Below are 23,820 nucleotides of genomic sequence, written 5' to 3' on the forward strand. Positions count from 1 at the left end.
GCCATCAAGAACTTATACAGGTAGACATTATGAAAATTGACAAGATTCCTGACTATATTGATCCTAGCCTAAATCTGGAACAAATTCGCGATGAGTGCCATGATCTCATCAAAAAAAGAGCTTACGTCTCAGCCGGAGCGGCAATTGTACCGATTCCTTTTTTTGACGTGGCGGTAGATTTGGGAATTTTGTCGCACCTGATTCCAGATATCAATTCCCGTTTTGGTTTAGCACCTGAACACGTGAGCGTTTATGACCCAAAAACTAAAACCATTCATTGGGACGAGTTACGTAAACGCGGTTTTGAATTTTCAGGTTTTGTAGTCGCACGTACTACCGTTAAAAAAACATTTAACGGCTTTTTGGGCAAAATCGTAACAAAACAGGTGACTAAATTTATACCGCTAGGCGGACAAATTGTAGCAGCAAGTTTAGGTTATTTCATGATGAAAAAAATAGCAGAAACTCACCTGAATGACAGTTATAACCTTGCAAAACGTATTCAGCAAAAAAGCCGTGGCACAATTGTAAATTAATATGTGCATTTAGCTGAGAGCCTAGTCTGCTCTCAGCTGTTTTAAAACTGCTCTTAATACTTCCAGACGCGCCGTATATTTATCGTCAGTTGCGACGATATACCAAGGTGCGTAGTCAGTACTGGTCCGCTCAAACATATCTGCGGCGGCTTTTAAATACTCGTCCCACTTATCACGATTACGCCAATCTTCTGCGGTAATTTTAAAACGTTTATGCGGTGTCTCTTCTCTGGCCTTAAAACGCTGCTCTTGCTCGTCTTTACTAATCGCCAGCCAAATTTTTACTACAACCGTTTGACTATCAAATAAATCCTTTTCAAAGCGGTTAATTTCATCATAAGCACGCTGCCATTCTAAAGTCGAAGCAAATCCTTCAACACGTTCAACGAGTACGCGCCCATACCATGTCCGGTCAAAAATCGTAATTTTTTCGGCCTCATTAATGCGGTTCCAAAAACGCCATAAGTAAGGATGCCGAGCTTCAAAGCGTTCAGGTGCACCAATACAATGAATATCGTATTCACGTGGGTCTAAGTTTTTAACAATTCGCTTAATGGCCCCACCTTTACCGGCAGCATCCATACCTTCAAAAGCAATCACGACATTGCGTTTATCAAAACGCATTGCATCGGCAATTTTCTTACTCAGTTTATCGAGCTCTTTTTTATAATCAGCTTTTTCAAGTGGCTCATTAGAAGGTTTTAATAAACTCTCTGGAATTTTAGCCTGCTGCCATTTTCCTTTAACTTCGGTTTCATGCTCTGGAAGTTGACGCATATGTTGTAAAAGATATTGAGCAAAAAACTGATCACGCTGTTTTTCATCTTCACCATCAATAATGTACCAATCGTCGGTAAAGCGACGGCGTAACTTTTGCAAAGTGTCATATTGTTTTTTATTACGCCAGTCTAGGCCATGAAGCTTATGCCAATGTTGCTCTGACGGGTCTATTTTATCTAAACGTTTTTGTAGTGATTTCCATGAAAGATCAAACCAGACTTTAATCACATCAACGTAGTTATTTTTTAAATCTTGCTCAAATGCCCGCATATTTTCAACGTATTCATCAAAGCGCGCTTCATCTAAAGGTTCGGAAACATGTGTCGCGGTGACTAATAAATCGCTATACCAGTTGCCGAACATCACCACAATTTGTCCTTCAGTCGGAATAAACGCTGAGTAAGATTGCCAAAATGCCTCATTGTCCGTCAGTACACGTGGCGCGTCTGCTTTAACTCGTAAATATCGTGGATCTAGCCATTCACGAAGTTGCTTAACGGCCTCGCCTTTTCCTGCCAGTTCAATACCACTCATTAAAATGAGTGTGCTTTTAGCGTTGGGTTTTCCCCGACTTTCTTTTAACGCATATTGTGCTTCAATCAAGTCGACTGAAAGCTGTTCTTCATCACGAATCTCAAATTTTGGTTGTTGTTCACTCATAGTCCACAGCTCTAATCTTTTATTGTTTAATTTCGATGATCTTTAACTTATGCCGTTAATTGATGAATTGCTATACAAATTATGTCATTGCGACAAAAATCTGCCTAAGAATTGACGCATGAATCATTTTTTTTACATCTACTCGCCATAGTACAAGGTTACAATGCCTTTTATGATTTTTTGTAAATAGCCCAATATTAGAGCCTTAAATGTCTAAACTCGCTGCTTTTGATGATCTTTTACAACAATATAAAACATTTAATTATCACGATAATCCTGTGCTTGCCCAACGTTTGCAAGATGTACAAACATGGCTAAAAGAGCGGATGAAAGATACGCATCACGACTTTTTTAATTTGCCAGCGCACAAGCTCATGTCAGAGTACTTTTTAAATCGTTTATATGGCGGTCCAGAGTTTGATGCCTTGGCAGCTCAAATTGAACGCCTATTGAAATATGCGCATAAAGCAGAAAAAGTTTTACCTGAAAATGCAATTAAAACAGGCACTAAATCGGTAAGTTTGGCTGTACTTGCCACTCGACTTGATGAGCAAGTAGCAATGCAACTTCTTGAGGACTATCCGGCAGATACCGTACTCACTGATGAGATTATGCGTTTAACCTTAATCAAGCTCGATCAAGCAAAAGCGCGTTATCAACAGCTTGCCCTCCTTGATGATTTAGGAGCAGCGCTCGATAAGTACATGCGCTCATTTATGATGTTTACTGCTTTTAAAATGTGTAAAGGTATTGCCCAAAAATATCACTTCGAATTGATGTATGATTTCATTCAAGATGGTTTTAGTGCGATGAAACCGTTAAAATCGGCCGAGACCTTTATCAAGACTTTTACTGAAAAAGAACGCCAGATTATTGAAAATGTACATTCAGGGCATCCGAATCCGTTTAGAGTGTGATAAGGTCGGCACATAGAAAAACTCAACCTCGCGAAGTTGAGATTTTATTCATTATATTTGCATGATGATGCCTGTAAAAATAGACAAAATCTGTCATCATGCAGAACTTATTCCGTTTCACTTGAGTTTGAGTCTAGGAGAGACAATATGTCTAACGAAAACCAAAAGCCAACATCTCCAACTGAGCAGGCACAAAGTTCAGACAAAGTTAGCCCATTCCTAAGCTCACCTTTACCGCAAGGTACACCTCAAGGGCAACAACAAACTTTACAGCAAACCTTAACAGATACGCCTGTTAACGGTTCTGTACCGAAATATAATTTACCACGTGGTGCTGGTAATACTGGCAACGTTGGTGAAACGACACACTTTGGTTACTCAACTGTTAGAACTGAAGATAAAGCACAAAAAGTAGCAGAAGTTTTCCACTCGGTTGCAAGCAAATATGACTTGATGAATGACTTGATGTCATTTGGTATTCACCGTTTGTGGAAGCGTTTTGCAATTAACATGTCTGGTGTTCGCCGTGGTCAACACGTGTTGGATATTGCGGGTGGTACAGGCGACTTAGCAAAAGTATTTAGCCGTGAAGTTGGTCCTCAAGGCCATGTCGTACTTTCAGACATTAACGAATCTATGCTTAATGTTGGCCGTGACCGTTTAATTGATGCGGGCTGTACCAATGTTGATTTCGTTCTTGCCAATGCAGAAACTTTAGAGCCTTTTGCAGACAACAGCTTTGACCTTGTCACCATTAGCTTTGGCTTACGTAACGTGACAGATAAAGATGCAGCACTTGCGTCTATGTTCCGTGTGTTAAAACCTGGTGGCCGTTTACTCATTCTTGAGTTTTCTAAGCCTGTATTTGAGCCATTTTCAAAACTTTATGACCTCTACTCATTCACCGCTTTACCGATCATGGGTAAATTGGTTGCCAATGATTCAGAAAGTTATAAATATTTAGCTGAATCAATCCGTATGCACCCAGACCAACGTACTTTAAAAGGTATGATGGAAAATGCTGGCTTCCAGAACTGTGACTATCATAACCTTACTGCTGGTATCGTTGCCGTTCACCGTGGCTTCAAACTGTAAGGGATAACGATATGTGGTCGATTCTGGCACTCGGTGCAGTCGAACGTATCATTCATCATCTGATCGATCTGGATGCGGTTACACGCATTCAGCTTAATCAGTTACAGGGCAAAATGTTGCGTGTTGTAATTGATAGCCCGCAGCTTTCTGTCGATGTATTCTTTGACCAAGAAAAAGTACGTCTTGAACCTACTGCAACAGGACACAGCGAAAAACCTTCTATTTTTGAACAGCGCCCTTTTGATGCCCAATTCAAAATTTCTGAAGCAACTGCAACTTTGCATGTTAAAGATGTCGTTGAACTGATTAAATTATTAGTCAGCGATCCAGACCAGATTGGCAATATCCCGCTTCAAGGTGATTATCACCTATTACAGGATATTCAAAAGATTATGCAGCAAGCTGAACCCGATTTAGCTGCGCATTTATCTAGATGGGTAGGCCCTCAACTCGCACACGAGATTGGCAAGATTCAACTTGCACCAAAACATTTAAAACGCTCTCTTCAAAGTCATCTATTTTTTGCAGAAGATGCATTAAAAGAAGATAGCGGCCTATTTGCCCCTCGCTGGGAAATGGGCGACTTAAATCAAGCCACTCGCAAGCTTAATCAAGACATTGACCGTCTAGAAGCAAGATTGCAGCAACTCAATGCACAACTACAACCCTCTCAAGACTAGGTAAGACTGTATATGATTCCGCACGTTTCACGTTTACTCGAACTTTGGCGTATTGCAGCGCACTATAGACTCGATACGTTGTTCCCTGCGGATGAATTACCAGTTAAAGCTCAGCATGCATTAAATATTATTAAAATGCATCCAGCTGCATGGTCGAGCCGTGAACGTAAAAACCCTTTAAAGCTCAAAGAAGCTTTAGAAGATATGGGACCACTTGCAATCAAGCTCGGCCAATTACTCTCTACTCGTCGTGACTTGATTCCACCTGAGGTGCTCGCTCAGCTAGTTTTACTTCAAGATCAAGTAAAGCCTTTTGATGGAGAGGTTGCCAAACAGCGTATTCAAGATTCGTTAAAAGCTGACGTAAATACATTGTTTGCTCGCTTTGATGATCAGCCATTAGCTGCCGCATCAATTGCCCAAGTTCATACTGCTGCATTGCATGATGGTCGCGAAGTTGTGGTTAAAGTGACTCGCCCTGACATTCGCAATCAAATCTTACAAGATTTTGAAATTTTGGCATGGTTAGGCAACACACTAGAAAGCCGCCTTGAAGCTGCTCGTGCATTGCATCTCACCGAAATTATTCAAGACTACCGCCAGATCATTTTAAATGAGCTGGACTTGAGTATTGAGGCAGATAACACCCGTCGTATGCGCCATTACTTTACTGGCTCAACCATGATGTATGTGCCTGAAGTGTACATGGACACAAAAGATGTCATGGTGGCTGAGCGTATTACGGGTGTGCCTATTTCAGATACGGCAACCTTTGACCGTTTAGGCATGGATCGCGCCCAACTTGCAGAAAAAGGATTAACCATTTTCTTTACGCAAGTCTTCCGCGATAACTTTTTCCATGCTGACATGCACCCCGGTAACGTCTTTGTAGAAACCATTAACCCAAGCAATCCACGCTTTATTGCACTGGACTGTGCGATTATGGGTGAGCTATCTAAACACGACCAAATGACAGTTGCTCGCATGTTGCTGGCTGTCATGAACAGCAACTTTATGCAGCTTATTCAAATTGTGCATCAAGCTGGCTGGATTCCACCGGGTACAGATCAAGATGCGTTAGCACGTGAAATGCGCCGCACTGTTGGGCCAATGGTATCTAAACCAATGGATCAACTTGATTTTGCGGGTATCTTAATTCAAGTCATGGATATTGCTCGACGCTTCCATTTAGAAATTCCGCCACAACTCATGCTGCTACTCAAAACTTTAGTGCATGTAGAAGGCTTAGGTACTGACCTTTATCCGCAGCTCGACATCTGGAAATTGGCAAAACCAATTTTGACGGAATGGATCAAATCCAACATGAACCCAGTCAAAAATGTAAAAGAGCTCGGCCAGCAACTACCTGACCTGCTTTTAGGTGCTCAGGATTTCCCAAGCTTAATTATTGACAGTTTAAATGGTTTAAAAAATCAGTCTGCTTGGCAAGATCGTCAGTTACGTGAAATTCAGCAACTTCGTTTGCAAATGGAACACCAACAACGCCGTAGCTGGATGTTCGGTAGTAGCATGCTGATTTTACTAACCATTGCGATTATTAGCCCTTGGTTTGTTTCGATTATTTTAATTGTGCTGAGTAGTTTATTAGCACTTTGGCGCATCTTGAAATAAGTTCTAAATCCCTTGCCAGTGCAAGGGATTTTTTTATGAAAAAACTTTAATTTTAAAAAAATTTATAGCTCAACTATTCGTTCATTGCTAAATTGAATCTATAAATGCTTCAAAAGAATAAACAATGAAAACACCTCATTTTGCCATTATCGGTGCTGGTACAGCAGGTTTAGCCACTGCGATTTTACTTGCCCGTGAAGGCAATAACGTTACGATTTTTGAACAAGTTGATGAGTTATCTCCGGTCGGTGCTGGTTTATTGCTACAACCCGCGGGCTTAGCCGTATTTGAACATTTAGGTGTGCTCGACAAAGCTTTAACATTAGGTGCGAGAGTCACAGGCTTAGAAGGACAACTTCCAGATAAGCGTCTTTTAGTGAACAGTCATTATCATGAAGCATCGGCAAATCTTTATGGTTTAGGTATACACCGTGCCACTTTATGTCATGTGCTCACACAAAAGCTGAGTGAATATTCAAGCCAAATTACTTGGCGTATGAACCACTCTATTGAAAGCTTTGAAGAACATACCAATGAAGTTCGGCTATTCGGCATACATCAAACCCATAAGTTTGAGGCTCGCTTTGATGCTGTACTTATTGCCAACGGTGCACGTAGTCAATTAAGACCTAAAGCATGGGTAAAGGTCGATCAAGCCTACCCGTGGGGTGCGGCATGGAGTATCGTGCCTGAGTGCCAAGTGCTCGATTCTGAAATTCTGCATCAATTTTATGATCGCTCGAAAATTATGATGGGAATTCTTCCTACAGGAGCAATTCCAACTGAACCTCATCAGCGTTTTTCAAGTGTTTTTTGGAGCTTACCTACACCACAATTACAAAGCTTTTTGCAAGATGAACAGGCTAAACAAACTTGGTTAAAGCAAGTCTCAGAACGCTGGCCCAAGGTTGCAGAATGGCTGAAAGAAATTTTGTATAACAGTCAAACTCAACCTAAATGGTTATCTGCAAACTACCGTGATGTCGTCATGAATCAATTTGGCCAAGGTCGAATTGGCGTAATTGGAGATGCAGCTCATGCGATGAGCCCTCAATTAGGACAAGGGGCCAATATGGCATTATTGGATGCTTGGGCTTTTTCTCAAGCATTGCAACAAGCTCAAAAGAACCAAAATATTGATTGGTCCCTACTCTGGCAGCATTATCACCAGCTTCGCCGTTCATCTACCCAGTTTTATCAATTTCTCAGTCGTTTACTAACACCACTTTATCAATCTGACCATTGGTGGACTGGAGGTTTAAGAGATTTAGTTTTCACATGGATGTATCAAATCCCTTATTTTCGAAAAGAAATGGCAATCACGATTTCAGGCTTAAAGACTGGCCCATTTCAACAACTTGATTATGATCGAGTAGCTCAATTGCCTAAAGAAAACAGTGTTTTTAATTTAAAAAGCGAATCTTTGTCTGACTTTTAAAAGTAATCGTATTCAAGCTACTCATTACGCTGACAAAGACAAAAAGGACAAAGAATTTTTCCTAAAACTGACGTTGATGCCGTACACTATACAAGCTATTTTTTAGCATCTGATTGAAATCAATTTATAGTTCATATTTCTTTGGTGATTCCTCATGAATAACACGCAATGGCTCGATGAAGTAAAATTTAACGAACAAGGTCTTATCCCTGCCATTGCTCAACATCATCAAACCGGACGTATTTTGATGGTGGCGTGGATGAACCGTGAATCACTTGCGCTCACAGCAGAAAAAAATCAGGCAGTTTATTTCTCTCGCTCTCGTCAAAAACTTTGGCACAAGGGTGAAGAATCAGGTCACTTTCAAACTGTCCATGAAATTCGTTTAGACTGTGATGCTGATGTCATTGTATTACAGGTTGAACAACACGGCGGTATCGCGTGCCATACAGGTCGTGAGTCTTGTTTCTACCGTAAACTTACTCCACAGGGCTGGGAAATTGTCGATGCACAATTAAAAGATCCTAATGCAATTTATGGTGACAAAGCCAAAACTGAAAGCCACGATCATGCTCACACGACAGAACAAGTTGATGTACTTGCTCACTTAGGGCAATTGATGCAAGAGCGTAAGCAAGCAGAAGCTGATACTTCATATGTAGCAAGCCTCTACAAAAAAGGCATCAATAAAATCTTAGAAAAAGTCGGCGAAGAAAGCGTAGAAACGATTATCGCTGCCAAAGACTACGCTGCTCAAAATACAGAAAGCAATTTAAATGACTTAATTTATGAAACTGCCGATTTGTGGTTCCATAGCATTGTCATGTTGGGTTATTTCGATCTTAATCCACAACTTATTATTGACGAATTAGCTCGTCGTCAGGGTTTATCTGGTTTAGTTGAAAAAGCTAACCGCAACAAGGTTTAAAATCACTCAGTGTCGAATATCGAAAAACCTAAAGCCACCTATGAGCAAGCCATTGCCATAGATAACGCACGTCTTGGGCAATCATTTAAAGTGATTGCCTATGCGGGTACAGGTAAAACCACTACATTACAAATGATTAGTGATGCCATGCCTGAACGGCGCGGTATGTATCTAGCATTCAACAAAGCCATTGCTGGTGAAGCGCAAAACAAATTTCATCGCAATGTAGATTGCCGTACTTTTCACTCACTCGCTTTTCGTAGTGTGCCACGAGGTGTGACTGATAAATTACGCTTGCCTCGCTTAAGCCCAAGCTTTATCGCAAAAGAATATCGACTAGAACCGATTACCTTACGGCGCATGATGGGTGGACGTTATGAAAAATACGTCTTGATGCCAAGTCGCCTAGCGAGCCTTGTCGCCAATGCAGTGAGCTATTTCTGTTCAACCAGTTCGCAATATCCAGCGCCTCGCCATATTCAGGCGCCAAACTGGTTACATCCAGATGATATTACTGCACTTCAAACCCATCTTTACCCTGCTGTTGAACGCCGTTGGTTAGAGTCAATCGATCCCAATCATCAGGCAGGAATTGGTCACGATATTTACCTCAAACTTTGGGCATTGTCTGAACCTAACATCCCAGCCGATTATGTACTATTTGATGAAGCACAAGATGCTGACCCCTTAATGTTGGGTATTTTACTTCGTCAGAAAAATACTCAGGTCATCTATGTAGGCGATGCACATCAGCAAATCTATGCGTGGCGTGGTGCGATTAATGCGATGCAACAATTGCCGCTGCCAGAGTCTCGCCTCACTACTTCTTTTCGTTTTGGTGAAACGATTGCCGATGTTGCCAATGCATTGTTGGGCGGTTTAAATGAAACTGTTCCCCTACTTGGCAATCCAAACCAGAAATCGAGCGTCGTAAATAAACCACACACCAAAATGCGTGATGCGATTTTATGCCGTACTAATGCTCGGGCAATGGAGCTTTTATTAGCAGGTTTAGTTCACGGCGATAAAGTGAGTTTGCAAGCTGATCATCAAAAACTAAACCGTTTTGTAGATGCTGCCAGCCTCTTAAAGCAAGGAAAACGGGTTACGGATGTTCCTGAACTGGCATGGTTTAATTCGTGGCATGATGTCCATGAATACTGTGAAACCAATGAAGGTAGTGACATTAAGCCATTAGTAAAACTGGTCGATGACCATGGCACTGACCCACTAAAAAAAGCACTTGCAAAGATTACACCACTAGAGCAGGCTGACTATGTCATCTCTACAGCCCATAAAGCGAAAGGGCTAGAATGGAACCGCGTTCATATTGAAGATGACTATCAATTTAAAATTAATGGGTTAGAGCACAAGATTACCGATGAAGAATTAAGACTACTGTACGTTGCCTGTACTCGTGCTAAAGTAAGTCTAAATATCCATCATCTTTATGATCTGATACAACAATTAAAACTAAGGGCGCCTTTAAGTCTTCGTCAGTCGGTTGGTTGAAGCGCTCATACTTAGGTGAGCCTATGAAACTTGAATCTGTCCAATTTAAACATATTGCTCTGTTTCACGACCTTAAAATACACTTTCATTATGACAAACAGCCAATCACCTTAATTTTAGGTGAACAGGCAACTGGTAAAAGTATGTTGCTCAAACATACTTACCATGCTTTAACTTGGTTGCCTGCTCGTCTTAAAGATTTACGCAGTCCGGGAATTGTCACTCCTGATCAAGATATTACTCAGTCGCGTCTTCAATCAAAAATCGAAGTGACCATTCAAATTCCTTCTGAAATTGGCCATTTACCAGAAAGTACCTCTGCTCAGCAGGTAGATTCTTCGCTGTGTAGCTGGAAACTTTTCAAAACCTTAAATGCAAGTGGTATCGGAATGAGTCAAGTTGAAACTCAGCAACTTGATCAAACCATGGCGCTTTATCAACAAGTTACCAAAAAAGATCCACTGCAAGGACTTCCCTTAATCGCTTACTACCCAGCCGAGCGATTTGTAAATGAAGTCAATCTTTTGAATAAAAATTTACCTGGTATTACCCAAGCTATTTCAGCCTACGACATTAGCCCAGTACCGTTCACAACGTTTACGCGCTTTTTTGAATGGTTACGAGAAATCAGCGATATCGAAAATGCGAAAGCCGCTCACCTCGTACAACGGATTAGGTCTAAGCAATCAGATCAGCAAGATCACACAGAATTATTAAATGAGCTTCAAAAAGAATTATCTGGACAACCTAAACAGCTTACTGCACCCAATCTCTACGCCCTCAAGAACGCATTAAATATAGTTTTACCTGAGCTTAAAGATATCTATTTGCAATATCAGCCGCGGTTGCAGCTTATAGTTGATTATGAAGGTCAAACCTTACCTTTTCAGCAGCTTTCAAATACAACAAAAACCTGGATTGCTTTAGTAGGCGATATAGCCCGCAGACTCTGTTTACTCAATCCACTAAGTTTAAACCCTTGCCTTGAAGGAGACGGCGTTTTACTCATTGACCAGATTGATGCACAGCTCGACTCAACGCATTGCTCTGAGATCTTAAATCGACTTCATCAAGCATTCCCACGCTTACAAATTATCGCGACAGGAAGTCGTGAAGAGTTACTCGAACATGCTTCAACCTATCAATGTCTAAAATTGGAGCACGGTAAAATTAGCCATCTTGATTTAAACACCACCAAACAACAGCTTGAACATATCTATACCTTACTTCAAAGAAACGAGCCCTTAACACCCCATATAGATGCACAGCCTCTAAGCTTAATAGATCCGACGCCAGCACCAGCACAGATTGAAATTTTATTTCAGCAGATTCAGGGTTTAAATGAACAACAAAAAAATGAATTATTAAAGATGATTCATGCGGGAGATACCCCAGAAGAAAGCTCTTCGGTTTGAGTTTTATAATCCCTAGACTGTCTTTTTATAATCAAAAAACTGCTCTCACAAAATATATGGTGGAGTAAGGTTTTTTAGGCATTAAAATAACTAGATGTTGTTACTACATGTAATAACATCAGATTTTCAATGCTTTTTTAGTGTACAATAAATTTCATTTTGCGTTTTTATTCTTCAAGTTGCGCAATACAACTTGTTTCTCGCTTTATTTTCTAATTTGGTTGGGTTTTCGGAATAATAAGCTTTGGAACTCTCTTTGAATTCCTATCTATTCTGAAATTAAAATTTCACCTTTAGGTTTCGACCTAAATCACATATGGATACGAGTGTGCTACCGATAATTATCTTATTACCGTTAATATTAGGCACCACCCTTGTTTCATTGCTTCAACGGTTCTCGCGTGGAGTAACGGCTTTAGGGGCAATTGGAGTCAGTTTAACCAGTTTCGGATTATTACTGACTCAAGCTAAAACTGTGCTTGGTGGTGCAAGCATTCAACAAAGCTGGGATTGGCTACCTCAATTAGGGATTAATCTAAGCTTCAGACTCGATGATCTTGGTTTATTATTCTCTTTACTTATTACCGGTATCGGTACACTCATTTATATATACGCCTATTATTATCTCGGCCCTAAAAATTCTTTAAGTAAACTCTATACATTACTCATGCTGTTTATGGCAGCAATGCTGGGAATTTCGCTCTCTAATAATCTTATTATTTTATTAGTCTTTTGGGAGCTCACCAGTATTTCATCTTTCTTGTTAGTGGGTTATTGGAGTCATTATGAGGCTGCTCAACGTGGCTCTCGCATGGCACTCACGATTACAGGGATGGGTGGTTTAGCAATGCTAGGTGGATTTGTACTATTAGGACAAATTACCGGAACTTATGAAATTAGTGAAATCATGGGCATGAAAGATGCGATCCAAGCCCACACACTTTTTATTCCAATGTTATTGCTGATTTTACTTGGCGCATTTACGAAAAGTGCTCAGTTTCCATTTCATTTTTGGTTACCTAACGCAATGGCTGCACCAACACCAGTGTCTGCTTATCTGCACTCTGCGACTATGGTAAAAGCGGGGATTTTTCTACTTGCCCGCTTACTTCCAATTTTTATAGGCGCTGCGCTTTATCATAATATCGTTACATTTGTCGGCCTATTTACACTCTGTATGGCAGCGTGTTTTGCGATTTTCAAAGAAGATTTAAAAGGACTGTTAGCCTATTCGACCATTAGTCATTTAGGGCTTATTGTTTGTTTACTCGGTATCGGTTCGCCTTTAGCAGTTGCTGCTGCTATTTTCCATATTATTAACCATGCAACATTCAAAGCAGCGCTGTTTATGCTTGCAGGGATTATTGATCATGAAACTGGCACACGTGATCTTCGAAAACTTAGTGGTATTTGGCAATTACTTCCTTTCACTGCCACACTCACTATGATCACCGCTGCCTCTATGGCAGGTGTACCACTCACTAATGGATTTATCTCAAAAGAGATGTTCTTTACCGAGCTATTGGCAAATCTTTCAGGTTCAACGGTGATCTTTGCCAGCATTATTGCCACTCTGGCTGGTATCTTCGCAGTAAGTTACTCAATTCGCTTAGTGCATGGCGTGTTCTTTGACGGTCCAATTGGTAAACAAGTGCCAAATAAAGATGCACATGAGCCGCCAATCGGTATGCGTGCTCCTGCTATTCTTCTTGCCGTACTCTGTATCTTGGTCGGTATTCTACCTTCTTTATTGGTAGAGCCTTTGGTAAATAGCGTAACGAGAGCAAGCTTAATGCAACCAGAATTTGCAGGTACACACCTTGCAATTTGGCATGGATTTAATGCACCTCTGGTGATGAGTATTATTGCTTTGGTTGGCGGTACGCTCTTCTATTTTGCTTTAGCAAAAGACGGCATGATTCGTAAAATTGACCTTGACCCACGTCTAGGAAAATTACAAGGCCGTATCTTATTTGATTTATTTTTAAAACATCTGCTGCTTACTAGCCGAAAGATCAAACAAAAAACTGAAAATGGTTCATTGCAAAGTTATTTGTTCTGGATCATTGCTTTTAGCGTCATCATGGTCACCATGCCTTTACTCAATCAAGGGCTGAGCACGGGTACACGCGAACTCACCCATGCCCCATGGATTGCTGTTGTTCTTTGGCTGACTTTATTCTCAGGTTGCTGGATGATGCTCTGGTTCCACCATGAACGTATTAAGGCAGTACTCATTAGTGGTGCAATTGGCCTAGTGGTAACCATGGTTTTCGTCACCATGTCAGCACCAGATTTAGCACTAACTCAAATTACGGTAGATGTAGTAACCACTGTTCTTTTATTAATGAGTTTATCTTTACTTCCACAGCTTACGCCGTATGAATCTCTTCGCTCTAGACGTTTAAGAGATGCTGCTTTAGCCATTGTTGGAGGTTTAGGAATTGGCTGGATTGCTTGGCTCATTTTAACCCGTGATCATAATTCGATTTCTTGGTTCTTTGCCCAACAATCTTTACCACTTGGTGGTGGCTCAAATATTGTAAATGTCATTTTAGTTGACTTCCGTGGCTTCGATACCTTTGGTGAAATTACAGTATTAGGAATCGCTGCGATTGGTGCACTTTGTTTAATGGATGGTATGCGTGTACACGGTACAACCATGACCCAAGGTCTCACCTATCGTTTTAACCCATCTCCGCTAATGTTCCGTATTACGGCCTCTTGGGTATTACCACTAGCGCTTGTCGTCAGTGTCTATATCTTTATGCGAGGACATAACTATCCAGGCGGTGGCTTCATTGCTGGTCTTATCACCTCAATGGCATTAATCATCCAATATATTGCACTAGGTCAAGATCAAGCGGAACAACTGTTAAAAGCGAAGTCAGGACGCCTATATGAAGTCTGGATTGGCTCAGGATTAACGATTGCAGGTCTTACTGGTGTAGCAGCATGGTTCTGGTTACGTCCGTTCCTCACTAGCGCTCACGTCTATGTTGAATTACCAATTCTAGGCAAACTACATCTAGCTTCAGCTGCAAGTTTTGACTTGGGTGTTTATATCACCGTTGTAGGCGCAACAATGTTGCTCATCTCTGTATTAGGCGACTCTCGTCATTCGAGTATGTCCGGTCCTGTACCACATCGGGAGGAATCATCATGATCAGTTTAGAATTCTTATTGGCTTCTGCTATTGGTTTACTTGTTGCCACAGGTATTTATCTGATTTTACGTGCTCGTACCTTCCCTGTTGTGCTTGGATTGGCTGTAATCGGTTACGCAGTAAACCTATTTTTATTCGCTATGGGTCGATTACAAATTAGCTCACCAGCAATTTTAACTGAAACAACAAAAATAACCGATCCACTTCCTCAAGCACTCGTATTAACCGCCATCGTGATCGGTTTTGCAACCACCGCTTTTATTGTACAACTGGCACTGCGTAGCCGTTATGAATCAGGTAGTGATCATGTTGATGCTAAAGAAGATGCTTCCCCAACATACGACCCGCGTGAGGATGAGCCGTGATGTTTGATTTTTTATCTTTTTGGCAACAACACACGCCTATTTTTAGCATTCTCATCCCAGCATTTACTGCTTTTATTTTATTACTCTTAGGCAACCCTGGGGCAGGTGCTTTAAAAGATGACTGGCGTCAGCCATGGCGCCGTGGCATTAGCCTTGTCTCAGCAATTGCCGGATTAATTACCGCAATTGTTTATCTAAGCTACGCCAGCACAGGTCAAATTACTGTTTATCAACTCAGTGAATGGTCAGCACCGTTTGGTATTGTCCTTGTACTTGATCGCCTTTCGGCTTTTATGTTGGTATTGACCTACGCATTAGCAGTACCAGTTTTATGGTATGCAAGTGATAACTGGGACACCCGTGGTCGCTATTTTCATGCCATGGTACATTTCCTATTAATGGGGATCTGTGGAGCATTCCTCACAGGCGACTTATTTAACCTTTTCGTCTTTTTTGAAATCCTGCTAATGGCATCCTATGTTTTGCTTTTACATGGGCAAGGCAAACCTCGTTTTCAGCTGGGCGTTCACTATGTCATTATCAATCTCTTAGCCTCTGCCCTCTTCTTAATTGGGCTTGGTATGATTTATGGCAGTGTGGGTAGCCTCAATATGGCGGATGTATCACGCCTTATACCGACACTTGAAGCGGATCAACATAAATTAGCAGTCGCGGGCGCCCTACTTCTTTTTGTTGTTTTCGGTATTAAAGCAGCGATGCTTCCTGTCGGTTTTTGGCTACCAAAAACTTATGCTGTTGCGAGCACACCTGTAGCTGCCATTTTCACCATTATGACCAAAGTCGGGATCTATTCTATTTTACGTGTAAATGGAACAGTATTTGACGATGCACTTAGTCAAGAAATCTTAAAAAGCTGGTTATTGCCTATTGGCTTAATTACTTCACTCTATGGTGTGATCGCAGCAATTGGAGCAGATCGTTTACGTCGCTTTGTCGGCTTTATGGTCCTTTCTTCAATTGGTACTTTGCTCACAGCAATCGCCATGTCTAATACACAGGCATGGTCTGGGGCTTTATATTACTTAGTGCACAGTACTTTGATCGGAGCGGCTTTTTATCTATTTTGTGGGTGGATCACTTCACAACGTGGAGATTTTAAAGATCATTTAAAAGTTGCCCCAAGAATCAAACAAGAAAAAGCGGCTATGCTGACTTACTTCTTGATTGCTATGATGCTTGCAGGTTTACCGCCTTTTAGTGGTTTTCTTGGAAAAGTATTTATCCTACAAGCAACAGTTGAAGCTAGCTATCAAGGCTGGATTATTGGTGTTGTGCTTGTTGTAAGCTTATTAAGTATTATTGCTCTTACACGTGTTGGTTTTATCTTATTCTGGCGCGCCTCTCCTCCAGAGGAAGACCCAATTCATCCTGCTTACATTCTTTATCGTGCTTTACCGGAACGCGCACCGCCACGTAATGATCAAGTCATTTATCTATTACTGGCTGGTTTAATCGCTTATGTTGTCTTTGCTGCACCAATTCAGCATTACACATTAAGTACCGCAGAGCAGATCCAAGACCATGCGCTTTACCAACACTCTATTCTTAAAGTAGATAAAAACGGCGAAGTGATCAGTGTGCAGCCATATGATCCAGCTTACTTACCGGAAACCAAGTACGGCGGTGAGGTTGAAGATCATAATGCTTATCTTGTTCCAGATATTATTTCCAAAGATACGCTCAATGGTGAGCATATTTCTGAATATAAACAACGGCAGATTCAGCAACAGGACAAACTTCAAACGCCTACCATTGTTGATGAAAGTCAATTGAAACCTATGGAGCCATAACAATGCAGTTATCACATTTGCTTGAACGCTGGTTTCCACATCCATTTGTTTCCGTTCTCATCATTTTATTTTGGTTGATGTTGGCGCATAGTCTTGATGCAAGCGATCTTTTGACTGCTGTGCTTTTAGGCTTGATTATTCCTCGTTTAGTTAAACCCTTTATTACGCGCACACCGCATATTCACTGGAAACCTGCGATTAAACTATGCTTCGTGGTTCTTTGGGATATTGTCATTTCCAACTTTAAAGTCGCGAAACTTGTTTTAGGACCTACCAAAAACTTACACCCTAAATGGTATCGTGTACCTTTAGAAACAGAACATGAGCAGGTCAATACTTTACTGGCGATGATCATTACCACAACACCAGGTACGGTTTCTGCGGGTATCGATCAAGAACGCGGGGATATTCTGGTTCATGCTTTAAGCACGGATAATACCGAATCTGATATTCAAGATATCAAAGAACGTTATGAAATTCCTCTGATGGAAATTTTTGATGTTAAAAGTAAAACGGAGGCAAGTGCATGACCATCCTACCTTATGCTCTAGGTATTAGCTTGATTGCGATTACAATCTCGATGTTACTTTGCCTTTTCAGACTGGTCATGGGTCCATCAATTGTAGACCGACTTTTAGCACTCGATACGCTTTTCCTCAATGCAACATGTCTCATTGTTGTATTAGGCATTTATTGGATGACGACCTCACTATTCGAAGGAGCTCTACTGGTTGCAATGTTAGGTTTCGTATCTACAGCCGCCTTAGCACGTTACTTCACAACTGGTCATGTTATCGATTAAGGAGAGGTCAAAATGCAATTTACAATGGAAATTATTGTTTCGGTCTTTCTGGTTTTTGGTGCCTTCTTCATGTTAGTTGGCTCAATCGGTATGGTCCGTTTACCAGACTTATTCATGCGCTTACATGCACCCACTAAATCGAGTACGCTCGGCTTAGGAAGCTTCCTGATTGCTTCAATGATCTTTTTTGCTTTCCAAGGTCGCTTTGGTTTTGCCGAATTACTTATTACCCTTCTAGCTTTTATTACCGCACCGGTTTCAGCCAATTTGATCGCTCAAGCTGCGCTACATTTACGTTTACGCTCACTGAGTGGTGAAGTACCTGAGGCAATTGAACGCCCACTCCCTTGGGACCGTTACAAAATTGGTCAGCGCTTCTCACAAAATAAACCGCCAATGGAACCTCCTAAAGAATAAAAAATTGAGCCACTAAAAAAGCCACCCGAAGGTGGCTTTTTTATTTTTGAGTTCTAATTACTCTTCGTCATCTGACTTACGTTCTGGTAAATCTTGTACCGCTTTTTCGATTAGACCAAACATATAGTTACCATATGCATTCGTCTTATCGTAATGGAAACGCAAGCGAGGCGTAATACGAGTCTTGATGCGACGGCTCAATTCATGACGCAAGAAACCAGATGCTTTATTGAGTACATCTAAAGTTTCTTTATTTGCAGCTTCACTTTGCTCATCACCTAGTTCACGTCCCATAACAGTGACATAAACTTCAGCATAACCCATATCTGCACTGACTTTCACCGCAGAGATGGTCACTAGACCACCTAAGCGAGGATCTTTAAGCTCTTGACGGATTAGCTCAGACAACTCACGTTGTACTGAATCCGCCATGCGCTTTAAGCGTTGGCTACCCGCCATTAAAGACTCCGTTTAATCAATTGAACATCATACACTTCGATCTTATCTTGTGGTTTGATGTCTTTATAACCTTTCACCGCAAGGCCACATTCCATACCTGCGCGAACTTCCTCAACAACGTCTTTATAACGACGAAGAGATTCAAGCTCACCTTGGAAAATTACAACATCATCACGTAATACGCGAATCGGTTTATTACGATGTAATGTGCCTTCAAGTACCATACAACCTGCTGCTGCACCAAACTTACTTGAGTGGAATACTTCACGTACTTCCGCAACACCCAAGATTGTTTCACGATGTTCAGGAGCAAGTTTACCGCTCATAGCATCTTTCACATCATCAATTAATTCATAAATGATGCTGTAGTAACGAATATCGATACCATCTTGGTCACTTCGCTGACGAGCAGTCGTATCGGCACGAACGTTAAAGCCTAACAATACAGCTTCTGAAGATTCAGCAAGAATCACATCAGACTCAGTAATCGCACCAACACCCGAACTAATTACACGAACTTTTACTTCATCAGTAGATAATTCATGTAGAGCTGCATTCAATGCTTCTAAAGTACCACGTACATCTGTTTTCAAAACAACGTTGACTGTAGGAACATCTTTTTTGCCCATTGACGACATGATATTTTCAAGGCGCATTGCGCTTTGACGATCAATACGTTTTTGACGCTCACGGTCAGCACGAGCATCGGCAACTTCACGCGCTTTCTTCTCGTCATTTACAACAAGAACTTCATCACCTGCCATTGGAGCATCTGGAAGACCCAGAATTTCTACAGGAATAGATGGGCCTGCTGATTTAATTGGCTTACCATTTTCATCAGACATTGCACGGACACGACCATAAGACGAACCTGCAAGAACAAGGTCACCAATGTTTAATGTACCGTTTTGAACAAGAATAGAAGTTACCGCACCACGGCCTTTATCAACACGTGCTTCAATAACAACACCTTGCGCAGCACCTTCAGCAGATGCTTTTAATTCCATCAATTCTGATTGAATAAGAATTAAATCAAGGAGTTCATCAATACCTTGTCCGCTATGTGCAGAAACCTTAGCAATCGGAACATCACCACCCCATTCTTCTGGAACGATTTGTTTCGTTGTTAATTCATTTAACACACGGTCTGGATCAGCAGATTCTTTATCCATTTTGTTGATTGCAACAATAATTGGAGTTCCTGCTGCGCGAGCATGGTCAATTGCTTCTGCAGTTTGTGGCATTACACCATCATCAGCTGCAACAACTAATACAACGATATCCGTTGCTTTAGCACCACGTGCACGCATTGAAGTAAATGCCGCATGTCCCGGTGTATCAAGGAATGTAATAATCCCTTTGTCTGTTTCAACGTGATATGCACCAATATGCTGGGTAATACCACCTGCTTCACCAGCCGCCACTTTCGAACGACGAATACGGTCAAGCAATGATGTTTTACCATGGTCAACGTGACCCATAATGGTAACAACTGGCGGACGAGTTGTTTGCTCACCACGAGCTTCTTCAGCTGCTTCAAGCAAGTTATCTTCCGCTTGTGTATCAGAAACTAAAACAGGGTTGTGGCCCATTTCTTCTACAACAAGTGCCGCTGTGTCTTGATCAATAGCTTGATCTTGGTTAACCAATTCACCCATTTTCATAAGTGTTTTGATAACTTCACGTACTTTAATTGCCATTTTTTGAGCAAGATCGGCAACAACAATGCTTGAACCGATTTCTACATCATAAACTTGCTTTTTAACTGGCTTTTCAAATCCATGCTTATTCGCTTGGCTTGATTTTAAACCACGTTTATTATGGTTAACAAAGCTTTGCTCTTCTTGACCACGACGACCACCTTTCTTACCAGCACGTGGGTTAGTGGTTGCGCCACCGCGTTTAATTTCACGGTCTTCTTGCTTAAATGAATCTTCATAAGCTTGGCCAACTAGACCTGAAGCAAGTGGAGAATCATCAATCACACGAATTGTCGTAGTAGCATCGTCATTTGAATACTTAGACGCCATTTTGCGCATTTGTTCAAGTGTACGTTGCTGAGCTTCTTCAGCCGCTTTACGACGTGCAGCTTCTTCAGTTGCTTTTAACTGAGCTGACTGCTCTTCACGAGCTCTTTTCTGTTCTGGAGTTTCAGCTGGTTTTGGTGCAGGTTTTACTGTGCCACCACCACGCTTTTTCACTACAACAGCAGCTTTTGGAGCTGTCTGTGCAGCACTATCTTGTTGATGAGCAGCACGCATAGCATCTAAAGTTGCTTTTGCTTTTTGCTCTGTTTGAAGACGCGCTTTTTGCTCGGCAGTTTCACGCGTTTGCTGTTCTACACGTGCTTTTGCTTCTGCTTCTGCACGTGCTTTAGCTTCTGCTGCAATTTGTTCAGGGTTTGGTTTAGCAAAAACCTGTTTTTTACGTACTTCTACGTTAATCGTTTTTGCTTTACCTGAAGTACTTGCAACTTTAGCGGTACTGGTTGTTTTACGTTTCAACGCAATTTTTCCTGTGTTACCACTTTCCTGACCATGAACTTTTTTCAAATGATTGACCAAAGTATCCTGTTGTTCAGTGGTAATAATGTCGTCTGCTGTACGTTGAGGCAAACCTGCTTCACGAGCCTGTTCTAGGAGCTTCTCAACAGGACGTCCTACACTGAGAGCTAACTCTTTAATCGACTTGTCCGTCATATTTCATCTCCTAGTTAAACCATGATTCGCGAGCTTTCATGATCAATTGACCTGCTTTTTCATGACCAAGACCTTCAATATCAGAGATATCGTCAGTAGCCTGATCTGCCAAATCGTCGACAGTAATAATACCGCGAGCGGCAAGCGAGTAAGCGATCTCAGAAGTCATGCCTTCCATAGTGAGAAGGTCTGCGCTCGGTTCTTGAATATTTTCTTGCTGTTTCAAAGCATCAGTAAGGGCTGCTTCTTTTGCACGACTTTGCAATAACTCAACCAATTCAGCATCAAGCTCAATTTCGTCAAAAGTTTCAGCAGGAACATAAGCAATCTCTTCTAGAGAAGTGAAGCCCATTTCCACCAATGCCATTGCTAAATCTTCTTCAATATCGAGACGTGATACAAACATGTCGAGATATTGCTGAGCTTCATTTTGCTGACGAGCACGATACTCTTCTTCAAGCATCATGTCGAGTTTGTAGCCAGTTAAATCAGAAGCTAAGCGAACGTTTTGACCTTGAGAGCCAATCGCGCGAGCTAATTGATCGCTGGTTGCAAAAATAATGTCGGCACTTCTTGCATCTTCATCAAGCACGATGCCTGAAACATCCGCTGGTTCTAATGCACTAGCAATGTATTGAGCCGGATCATCAGACCAGACCACTACATCAATACGTTCACCATTCAACTCTTGTTGTACAGCTTGAATACGCGTACCACGCATACCAATACATGCACCTACAGGGTCAATACGGTGATCATTTGTTTTCACTGCAATTTTAGCACGAACGCCCGGTTGACGTGCCGCTGCTTTAATTTCAATAATTTCTTCAGAAATTTCAGGAATTTCTTTTTTCATTAAAGCGATTAACATTTCAGGCTTAGCGCGTGATAACAACAACTGAGCGCCACGACCTTCACGGTTAACGTTATATAAAATAGCGTTTACACGTTGTTTTGGACGAAGAATTTCTTTTGGAATCATCTCTTCGCGTGCAAGATAAGCTTCTGCGTTGTCGCCTAAGTCGATAATGAAGCCATCTTTGGTTTGTTTTTTCACTTCACCGTAAATTAACTCACCCACTTTAGACTCGTATGCATCAGCAACTAAAGCGCGCTCAGCTTCACGAATTTTTTGTACGATAACTTGCTTGGCAATTTGTGCAGCGATACGACCAAACTCAATAGATTCTACTTCGAGTTCACGTACATCACCAATTGACCATTTAGCTGGATCAACGTCAGAAATTGCATCTTGGCAAGCTGGCATTTCATGATCTTCATCTGCGACCACAATCCATTGACGGAACGTACGGTAATCACCAGTTTTACGATCAATTTCTACACGAAGCTGAGCTTCTTCAGCATGCGTACCTTCGTAAAATCTTTTCTTCGTTGCAGCAACTAGAGCTTGTTCTAAAGCCTCGAAGATCGCTTCACGACTAACACCTTTTTCATTACTAACCGTTTCAACAACGGTAAGAATTTCGCGGCCCATAAGTCACCTACCGATTTCTTATAAAATTTAATAAATTTAATCTTGATAGATCAAGTTTGCTTTATCGATATTGTTGCTGTCGATTACAAGCACATGCTTCCCATCAACTTCAACCTGAATTTCTTCATTTTCAAGGTCTACTGCGATAAGTTTTGCTTGAAATTTACGACGGTTTTCTACTGCTGCAATTAGACGCAAAGCAATTTGTTGTCCGATGTAGCCTTGTAACTGTTCTAGTTGGAAAAAAGGACGATCCCAGCCCGGTGAAGAAACTTCTAATGAATACTCACCTGAAATTGGATCATGAACATCCAACATTGCGCCAACTTGTTGTGTTACACGCACACAATCTTGTACACCAATACCACGGCCTTGTTCTACTTCACCATCTTCATTAAGTACTGGCTCAGCATCTTCACTTACCGCTTTATCGATATAAATACGCAATAATGAACGTTTACCTTGTGGGAGAAACTCGATCCCCCAAAGGTCGACACCACATGCTTCCACTGCAGGAACAATTAAGTCATGCAATGCTTGGGATTTATTTGATAATTTCATTTACTCTCGTCATTCTCGTGCGATTCAATCGGTTGTTTTAACCGACACAGACCTACTATAGTGAAGCATGACTATTTGACCAATTGATGTCGACACTACACGATAGCGATACGATAACCAATAAAAAAGGGCGTTAATCGCCCCTATTTAGCACAGAAAACAATAGTCCACTGTGCAAAAAGGCCCACCTGTCTGTGAGCCTCTTTTAAGAAACTTGGTAGCGGGAGCTGGATTTGAACCAACGACCTTCGGGTTATGAGCCCGACGAGCTACCAGACTGCTCCATCCCGCATCAACGTGCAAAAATTATATACAAATATCGAAAAAAGTCAATGTAAACTTATCCAATATTAGCTTGATTAAGTTGCACCTTAATCAAATTGGTAGCGGGAGCTGGATTTGAACCAACGACCTTCGGGTTATGAGCCCGACGAGCTACCAGACTGCTCCAT

20 protein-coding genes and 1 tRNA gene are annotated in these 23,820 nt (G+C 41.4%); 15 read left to right on the forward strand and 6 right to left on the reverse strand.

The features are described 5' to 3' along the window. Positions 1–29 precede the first annotated feature (29 nt). Entirely contained in the window at positions 30–536 is a 507-nt protein-coding gene (locus POD11_RS10305; protein ID WP_016142355.1) for a hypothetical protein, read from the forward strand. 21 nt (positions 537–557) lie between these two features. Here the strand turns inward: POD11_RS10305 and pap are convergent, their stop codons facing one another. Then, positions 558–1,976, reverse strand: coding sequence for a polyphosphate:AMP phosphotransferase (pap, locus tag POD11_RS10310; protein ID WP_262457117.1), 1,419 nt, complete (start codon positions 1,974–1,976; stop codon positions 558–560). A 209-nt stretch (positions 1,977–2,185) separates the two neighbouring features. Here pap and POD11_RS10315 point away from each other — a divergent pair, with 209 nt between their 5' ends. The 14 genes from POD11_RS10315 to POD11_RS10380 all read left to right on the forward strand — a co-directional run bounded on the left by POD11_RS10315 (position 2,186) and on the right by POD11_RS10380 (position 18,154). Beyond that, on the forward strand, positions 2,186–2,893 hold the full coding sequence (locus tag POD11_RS10315; protein WP_262457118.1) for an FFLEELY motif protein: 708 nt from the start codon (positions 2,186–2,188) through the stop codon (positions 2,891–2,893). 147 nt (positions 2,894–3,040) lie between these two features. Continuing rightward, positions 3,041–3,988: a bifunctional demethylmenaquinone methyltransferase/2-methoxy-6-polyprenyl-1,4-benzoquinol methylase UbiE gene (gene ubiE, locus POD11_RS10320; RefSeq protein WP_002114829.1), complete on the forward strand. Its 948-nt coding sequence runs from the start codon at positions 3,041–3,043 to the stop codon at positions 3,986–3,988. 11 nt (positions 3,989–3,999) lie between these two features. Then, positions 4,000–4,668, forward strand: coding sequence for a ubiquinone biosynthesis accessory factor UbiJ (locus tag POD11_RS10325; RefSeq protein WP_262457119.1), 669 nt, complete (start codon positions 4,000–4,002; stop codon positions 4,666–4,668). Positions 4,669–4,680: 12 nt separating this feature from the next. Then, positions 4,681–6,300 carry an ABC1 kinase family protein gene (locus POD11_RS10330; RefSeq protein WP_262457120.1) on the forward strand — a complete coding sequence of 540 codons (1,620 nt, stop codon included), beginning with the start codon at positions 4,681–4,683 and terminating at the stop codon, positions 6,298–6,300. A gap of 124 nt (positions 6,301–6,424) precedes the next feature. Beyond that, a complete protein-coding gene (locus POD11_RS10335) occupies positions 6,425–7,738 on the forward strand; it encodes an FAD-dependent oxidoreductase (protein WP_262457121.1) in 1,314 nt (437 codons plus the stop codon). Positions 7,739–7,892: 154 nt separating this feature from the next. After that, the gene (hisIE, locus tag POD11_RS10340; protein WP_016142361.1) at positions 7,893–8,666 is read left to right on the forward strand and encodes a bifunctional phosphoribosyl-AMP cyclohydrolase/phosphoribosyl-ATP diphosphatase HisIE; all 774 of its coding nucleotides are present in this window, start codon (positions 7,893–7,895) and stop codon (positions 8,664–8,666) included. 9 nt (positions 8,667–8,675) lie between these two features. Beyond that, complete coding sequence (locus POD11_RS10345) at positions 8,676–10,178, forward strand: UvrD-helicase domain-containing protein (protein WP_016144176.1); 1,503 nt, start codon at positions 8,676–8,678, stop codon at positions 10,176–10,178. A 23-nt stretch (positions 10,179–10,201) separates the two neighbouring features. Continuing rightward, complete coding sequence (locus POD11_RS10350) at positions 10,202–11,593, forward strand: AAA family ATPase (protein WP_262457122.1); 1,392 nt, start codon at positions 10,202–10,204, stop codon at positions 11,591–11,593. Between the two features lie 316 nt (positions 11,594–11,909). Then, entirely contained in the window at positions 11,910–14,759 is a 2,850-nt protein-coding gene (locus POD11_RS10355) for a monovalent cation/H+ antiporter subunit A (protein ID WP_262457123.1), read from the forward strand. Beyond that, complete coding sequence (locus tag POD11_RS10360) at positions 14,756–15,124, forward strand: Na+/H+ antiporter subunit C (protein WP_002115033.1); 369 nt, start codon at positions 14,756–14,758, stop codon at positions 15,122–15,124. The genes POD11_RS10355 and POD11_RS10360 overlap by 4 nt, the downstream gene beginning before the upstream one ends. Continuing rightward, the gene (locus POD11_RS10365; RefSeq protein WP_016142366.1) at positions 15,124–16,935 is read left to right on the forward strand and encodes a monovalent cation/H+ antiporter subunit D; all 1,812 of its coding nucleotides are present in this window, start codon (positions 15,124–15,126) and stop codon (positions 16,933–16,935) included. The genes POD11_RS10360 and POD11_RS10365 overlap by 1 nt, the downstream gene beginning before the upstream one ends. 2 nt (positions 16,936–16,937) lie before the next feature. Next, on the forward strand, positions 16,938–17,465 hold the full coding sequence (locus POD11_RS10370; RefSeq protein WP_262457124.1) for a Na+/H+ antiporter subunit E: 528 nt from the start codon (positions 16,938–16,940) through the stop codon (positions 17,463–17,465). Beyond that, positions 17,462–17,737 (forward strand): monovalent cation/H+ antiporter subunit F, encoded by a 276-nt coding sequence (locus POD11_RS10375; protein WP_016142368.1) that lies wholly within the window; start codon positions 17,462–17,464, stop codon positions 17,735–17,737. The genes POD11_RS10370 and POD11_RS10375 overlap by 4 nt, the downstream gene beginning before the upstream one ends. A gap of 12 nt (positions 17,738–17,749) precedes the next feature. After that, a complete protein-coding gene (locus POD11_RS10380; RefSeq protein ID WP_005065884.1) occupies positions 17,750–18,154 on the forward strand; it encodes a Na+/H+ antiporter subunit G in 405 nt (134 codons plus the stop codon). Between the two features lie 57 nt (positions 18,155–18,211). Here POD11_RS10380 and POD11_RS10385 read toward each other — a convergent pair whose 3' ends face one another. The 5 genes from POD11_RS10385 to POD11_RS10405 all read right to left on the reverse strand — a co-directional run bounded on the left by POD11_RS10385 (position 18,212) and on the right by POD11_RS10405 (position 23,660). Then, positions 18,212–18,613, reverse strand: a complete 402-nt coding sequence (locus POD11_RS10385; protein ID WP_016142369.1) for a ribosome-binding factor A — start codon at positions 18,611–18,613, stop codon at positions 18,212–18,214. Next, complete coding sequence (gene infB, locus POD11_RS10390; protein WP_016142370.1) at positions 18,613–21,312, reverse strand: translation initiation factor IF-2; 2,700 nt, start codon at positions 21,310–21,312, stop codon at positions 18,613–18,615. Before infB ends, POD11_RS10385 begins: the two co-directional genes overlap by 1 nt. A 10-nt stretch (positions 21,313–21,322) precedes the next feature. Continuing rightward, positions 21,323–22,807: a transcription termination factor NusA gene (gene nusA / locus POD11_RS10395; protein ID WP_262457125.1), complete on the reverse strand. Its 1,485-nt coding sequence runs from the start codon at positions 22,805–22,807 to the stop codon at positions 21,323–21,325. A 36-nt stretch (positions 22,808–22,843) separates the two neighbouring features. Then, complete coding sequence (rimP, locus tag POD11_RS10400; RefSeq protein ID WP_016142372.1) at positions 22,844–23,368, reverse strand: ribosome maturation factor RimP; 525 nt, start codon at positions 23,366–23,368, stop codon at positions 22,844–22,846. A 215-nt stretch (positions 23,369–23,583) separates the two neighbouring features. Beyond that, positions 23,584–23,660: transfer RNA gene (locus tag POD11_RS10405), tRNA-Met, on the reverse strand. Positions 23,661–23,820 lie beyond the last annotated feature (160 nt).

Source organism: Acinetobacter sp. P1(2023) (assembly GCF_028367635.1).
Lineage (GTDB): Bacteria > Pseudomonadota > Gammaproteobacteria > Pseudomonadales > Moraxellaceae > Acinetobacter > Acinetobacter pittii_E.

Coding starts and splice junctions, on each gene's coding strand:
- POD11_RS10305 (WP_016142355.1), top strand. CDS start 30: ATGAAAATTGACAAGATTCCTGACTATATTGATCCTAGCCTAAATCTG.
- pap (WP_262457117.1), bottom strand. CDS start 1,976: ATGAGTGAACAACAACCAAAATTTGAGATTCGTGATGAAGAACAGCTT.
- POD11_RS10315 (WP_262457118.1), top strand. CDS start 2,186: ATGTCTAAACTCGCTGCTTTTGATGATCTTTTACAACAATATAAAACA.
- ubiE (WP_002114829.1), top strand. CDS start 3,041: ATGTCTAACGAAAACCAAAAGCCAACATCTCCAACTGAGCAGGCACAA.
- POD11_RS10325 (WP_262457119.1), top strand. CDS start 4,000: ATGTGGTCGATTCTGGCACTCGGTGCAGTCGAACGTATCATTCATCAT.
- POD11_RS10330 (WP_262457120.1), top strand. CDS start 4,681: ATGATTCCGCACGTTTCACGTTTACTCGAACTTTGGCGTATTGCAGCG.
- POD11_RS10335 (WP_262457121.1), top strand. CDS start 6,425: ATGAAAACACCTCATTTTGCCATTATCGGTGCTGGTACAGCAGGTTTA.
- hisIE (WP_016142361.1), top strand. CDS start 7,893: ATGAATAACACGCAATGGCTCGATGAAGTAAAATTTAACGAACAAGGT.
- POD11_RS10350 (WP_262457122.1), top strand. CDS start 10,202: ATGAAACTTGAATCTGTCCAATTTAAACATATTGCTCTGTTTCACGAC.
- POD11_RS10355 (WP_262457123.1), top strand. CDS start 11,910: ATGGATACGAGTGTGCTACCGATAATTATCTTATTACCGTTAATATTA.
- POD11_RS10360 (WP_002115033.1), top strand. CDS start 14,756: ATGATCAGTTTAGAATTCTTATTGGCTTCTGCTATTGGTTTACTTGTT.
- POD11_RS10365 (WP_016142366.1), top strand. CDS start 15,124: ATGTTTGATTTTTTATCTTTTTGGCAACAACACACGCCTATTTTTAGC.
- POD11_RS10370 (WP_262457124.1), top strand. CDS start 16,938: ATGCAGTTATCACATTTGCTTGAACGCTGGTTTCCACATCCATTTGTT.
- POD11_RS10375 (WP_016142368.1), top strand. CDS start 17,462: ATGACCATCCTACCTTATGCTCTAGGTATTAGCTTGATTGCGATTACA.
- POD11_RS10380 (WP_005065884.1), top strand. CDS start 17,750: ATGCAATTTACAATGGAAATTATTGTTTCGGTCTTTCTGGTTTTTGGT.
- POD11_RS10385 (WP_016142369.1), bottom strand. CDS start 18,613: ATGGCGGGTAGCCAACGCTTAAAGCGCATGGCGGATTCAGTACAACGT.
- infB (WP_016142370.1), bottom strand. CDS start 21,312: ATGACGGACAAGTCGATTAAAGAGTTAGCTCTCAGTGTAGGACGTCCT.
- nusA (WP_262457125.1), bottom strand. CDS start 22,807: ATGGGCCGCGAAATTCTTACCGTTGTTGAAACGGTTAGTAATGAAAAA.
- rimP (WP_016142372.1), bottom strand. CDS start 23,368: ATGAAATTATCAAATAAATCCCAAGCATTGCATGACTTAATTGTTCCT.